Origin of the sequence: Streptomyces sp. CBMA123 (genome assembly GCF_014596465.1) — a bacterium.
In the GTDB taxonomy this organism is placed as follows: domain Bacteria; phylum Actinomycetota; class Actinomycetes; order Streptomycetales; family Streptomycetaceae; genus Kitasatospora.
In genome coordinates, this window is record NZ_MECK01000385.1 from 1 (window position 1) to 3,603 (window position 3,603).

Below are 3,603 nucleotides of genomic sequence, written 5' to 3' on the forward strand. Positions count from 1 at the left end.
GCCCGCGCGCCCCGCGGCGGTCGCCGCGGCGCCGGGCTGGGCGGCTCGGCCCCGCAGGTGGCCCGCTGGCTGGGCGACATCCGGGAGTACTTCCCGACCACCGTGGTCCAGCTGATGCAGCAGGACGCGATCACCCGGCTCGGCCTGGACCGGCTGCTGATGGAGCCGGAGATGCTGGAGGCCGTCGAGCCGGACGTGCACCTGGTCGCCACCCTGCTGTCGCTCAAGCACGCGCTGCCGGAGACCACCCGCGAGTCCGCCCGGGCCGTGGTCGGCAAGGTCGTCGCCGACCTGGAGCGCCGGCTCGCCGACCGGACCAGGGCCACCCTGGGCGGCGCCCTGGACCGCAGTGCCCGGGTGAACCGGCCGCGCCACCGGGACATCGACTGGGACCGGACGATCCGGGCCAACCTGAAGAACTACCTGCCCGAGCACGGCACCGTCGTGCCCGAGCGGCTGGTCGGCTACGCCCGCGCCCAGCGCGCGGTGAAGAAGGACGTCATCCTCTGCGTCGACCAGTCCGGCTCGATGGCGCCCTCGGTCGTCCACTCGGCGGTGTTCGGCGCGGTGCTGTCCTCGATGCGCACCCTGGACACCCGGCTGGTGGTCTTCGACACCTCGGTGGTCGACCTCACCGAGCAGCTCACCGACCCGGTGGACGTCCTGTTCGCCACCCAGCTCGGCGGCGGCACCGACATCAACCGGGCGCTCGCCTACTGCCAGTCGAAGATCACCCGGCCCTCCGAGACCATCGTGGTGCTGATCAGCGACCTCTACGAGGGCGGCATCCGGGACGGCATGCTGCGGCGGGTCGCCGCGATGAGGGCGGCCGGCGTCCAGTTCATCGCGCTGCTCGCGCTCTCCGACGAAGGTGCGCCGGCCTACGACCACGCCCATGCCGCCGCGCTGGCCGCGCTGGGCGCCCCGGCCTTCGCCTGCACCCCGGACGCCTTCCCCGGGATCATGGCGGCGGCGATCGAGAAGCGCCCGATCCCGCGGCAGCTGACCGCGGGCGTGAACAACGCTGACCAGGGGGTGTGACGAGTTCACCCGGGCGGGTGAAGCCGCCCGATCGGCGGACAGGGCGTCCGGGCCGATCTGTGACGGTTCTCACCCAAGCCGGACAGGGCCCCGGGCGGAACAGGCCCGTCCCACGGGGATAACCTGCCAGACGGACGTGACGCGCGTGTTGATTGACGTGTGCGCCCGTGGCTGTGTGGGCCGCAAGGCCGTACCTCTGCGTACCCGCACCGCTTCGACGACCCGCAGCGAAGATCCTGCCGTGGCACGCTCGTAGAGACACAATCCGCGACCACGAACAAGGACAAACACGTGGACCTGTTCGAGTACCAGGCGAGGGACCTCTTCGCCAAGCACGGTGTGCCCGTGCTTGACGGCGATGTCATCGAGACCGCCGCAGACGCTGCCGCCATCGCGGAGCGCTTCGGCGGCCGTGCCGTCGTCAAGGCTCAGGTGAAGGTGGGTGGCCGAGGCAAGGCCGGTGGCGTCAAGCTCGCCGCCGACCCGGCGGACGCCGTCGCCAAGGCCGAGCAGATCCTCGGCATGGACATCAAGGGCCACACCGTTCACAAGGTGATGCTGGCCCAGACCGCGGACATCAAGGACGAGTACTACGTCTCGTTCCTGCTGGACCGCACCAACCGCACCTTCCTGGCCATGGCCAGCGTCGAGGGCGGCGTGGAGATCGAGGTCGTCGCCGAGGAGAACCCCGACGCGCTCGCCAAGATCCCGGTCGACGCCAACGAGGGCTGCACCCCGGAGAAGGCCGCCGAGATCGTCGCCGCGGCGAAGTTCCCGGCCGAGGTCGCCGACCAGGTCGCCGACGTCCTGCAGAAGCTGTGGAAGGTCTTCATCGCCGAGGACGCCCTCCTCGTCGAGGTCAACCCGCTGATCAAGTCCGGCGAGGGCAAGATCATCGCGCTCGACGGCAAGGTCTCCCTGGACGAGAACGCGGACTTCCGCCAGCCCGAGCACGAGGCCCTGGAGGACAAGGCCGCGGCCAACCCGCTGGAGGCCGCCGCCAAGGCCAAGGGCCTGAACTACGTCAAGCTCGATGGCCAGGTCGGCATCATCGGCAACGGCGCGGGCCTCGTCATGAGCACCCTCGACGTGGTCGCCTACGCCGGTGAGAAGCACGGCGGCGTCAAGCCCGCCAACTTCCTCGACATCGGTGGCGGCGCGTCCGCCGAGGTCATGGCGAACGGCCTGGAGATCATCCTCGGCGACCCCGACGTCAAGTCGGTCTTCGTCAACGTCTTCGGTGGCATCACCGCCTGTGACGCGGTCGCCAACGGCATCGTGCAGGCCCTGGAGCTCCTCGCGAGCAAGGGCGAGAACGTCACCAAGCCGCTGGTCGTCCGCCTGGACGGCAACAACGCGGAGCTGGGTCGCAAGATCCTCGACGACGCCAACCACCCGCTGGTCCAGCGCGTGGACACCATGGACGGTGCGGCCGACCGCGCCGCCGAGCTGGCCAACAAGTAAGGAAGGGGACTTAACACCATGGCTATCTTCCTTACCAAGGACAGCAAGGTCATCGTCCAGGGCATGACCGGCGCCGAGGGCATGAAGCACACCCGCCGCATGCTCGCCTCCGGCACCCAGATCGTCGGCGGTGTCAACCCGCGCAAGGCCGGCACCACGGTCGACGTCGACGGCACCGAGATCCCGGTCTTCGGCTCCGTCGCCGAGGCCATGAAGGAGACCGGCGCCGACGTCTCCGTCCTCTTCGTGCCGCCGGCCTTCACCAAGGCCGCCGTCATCGAGGCCATCGACGCCGAGATCGAGCTGGCCATCGTCATCACCGAGGGCGTTCCGGTGCACGACACCGCCGCCTTCTGGGCGTACGCCGGTTCGAAGGGCAACAAGACCCGGATCATCGGCCCGAACTGCCCCGGCCTGATCAGCCCCGGACAGTCGAACGCCGGCATCATCCCGGCCGACATCACCACCTCCGGCAAGATCGGTCTGGTTTCGAAGTCGGGCACCCTGACCTACCAGCTCATGTACGAGCTGCGCGACATCGGCTTCTCCTCGGCCGTGGGCATCGGCGGTGACCCGGTCATCGGCACCACCCACATCGACGCCCTCAAGGCCTTCCAGGAGGACCCGGAGACCGAGGTCATCGTGATGATCGGTGAGATCGGTGGCGACGCCGAGGAGCGTGCCGCGGCCTACATCGCCGAGCACGTCACCAAGCCGGTCGTCGGCTACGTCGCGGGCTTCACCGCCCCCGAGGGCAAGACCATGGGCCACGCCGGCGCCATCGTCTCCGGCTCCTCGGGCACCGCCCAGGCGAAGAAGGAGGCCCTCGAGGCCGCCGGTGTCAAGGTCGGCAAGACGCCGTCCGAGACCGCCCGCCTGGCCCGCGAGATCATCGCCGGCTGACCCCGGTCACCCGCGCTGTGAGCGCCCCCGCCCTCCTCGGGCGGGGGCGCTCGCCGTTTCAGCGCGCGGGCCGGGCAGCAGCGCGCGGGCCCGGCTTCAGCGCTTGGGGCCGATGCTGCAGGGCAGCGGGGACCAGGCCGCGCACGCCGCCGGATCCTGCTGCGGGGGCGGGGCGGCACCCCGGGCCGCGACCGG

Annotated in this window: 3 protein-coding genes; all 3 read left to right on the forward strand. The window is 70.5% G+C overall.

The genetic code is table 11. The features are described 5' to 3' along the window. The coding region (locus BG452_RS31325; protein WP_188307735.1) for a VWA domain-containing protein at positions 1-1,041 on the forward strand (1,041 nt) is incomplete at its 5' end. 291 nt (positions 1,042-1,332) lie between these two features. Continuing rightward, positions 1,333-2,505, forward strand: coding sequence for an ADP-forming succinate--CoA ligase subunit beta (sucC, locus tag BG452_RS31330; RefSeq protein WP_188307736.1), 1,173 nt, complete (start codon positions 1,333-1,335; stop codon positions 2,503-2,505). An 18-nt stretch (positions 2,506-2,523) separates the two neighbouring features. Then, positions 2,524-3,408, forward strand: coding sequence for a succinate--CoA ligase subunit alpha (gene sucD, locus BG452_RS31335; protein ID WP_188307737.1), 885 nt, complete (start codon positions 2,524-2,526; stop codon positions 3,406-3,408). The last annotated feature ends 195 nt before the right edge of the window (positions 3,409-3,603 follow it).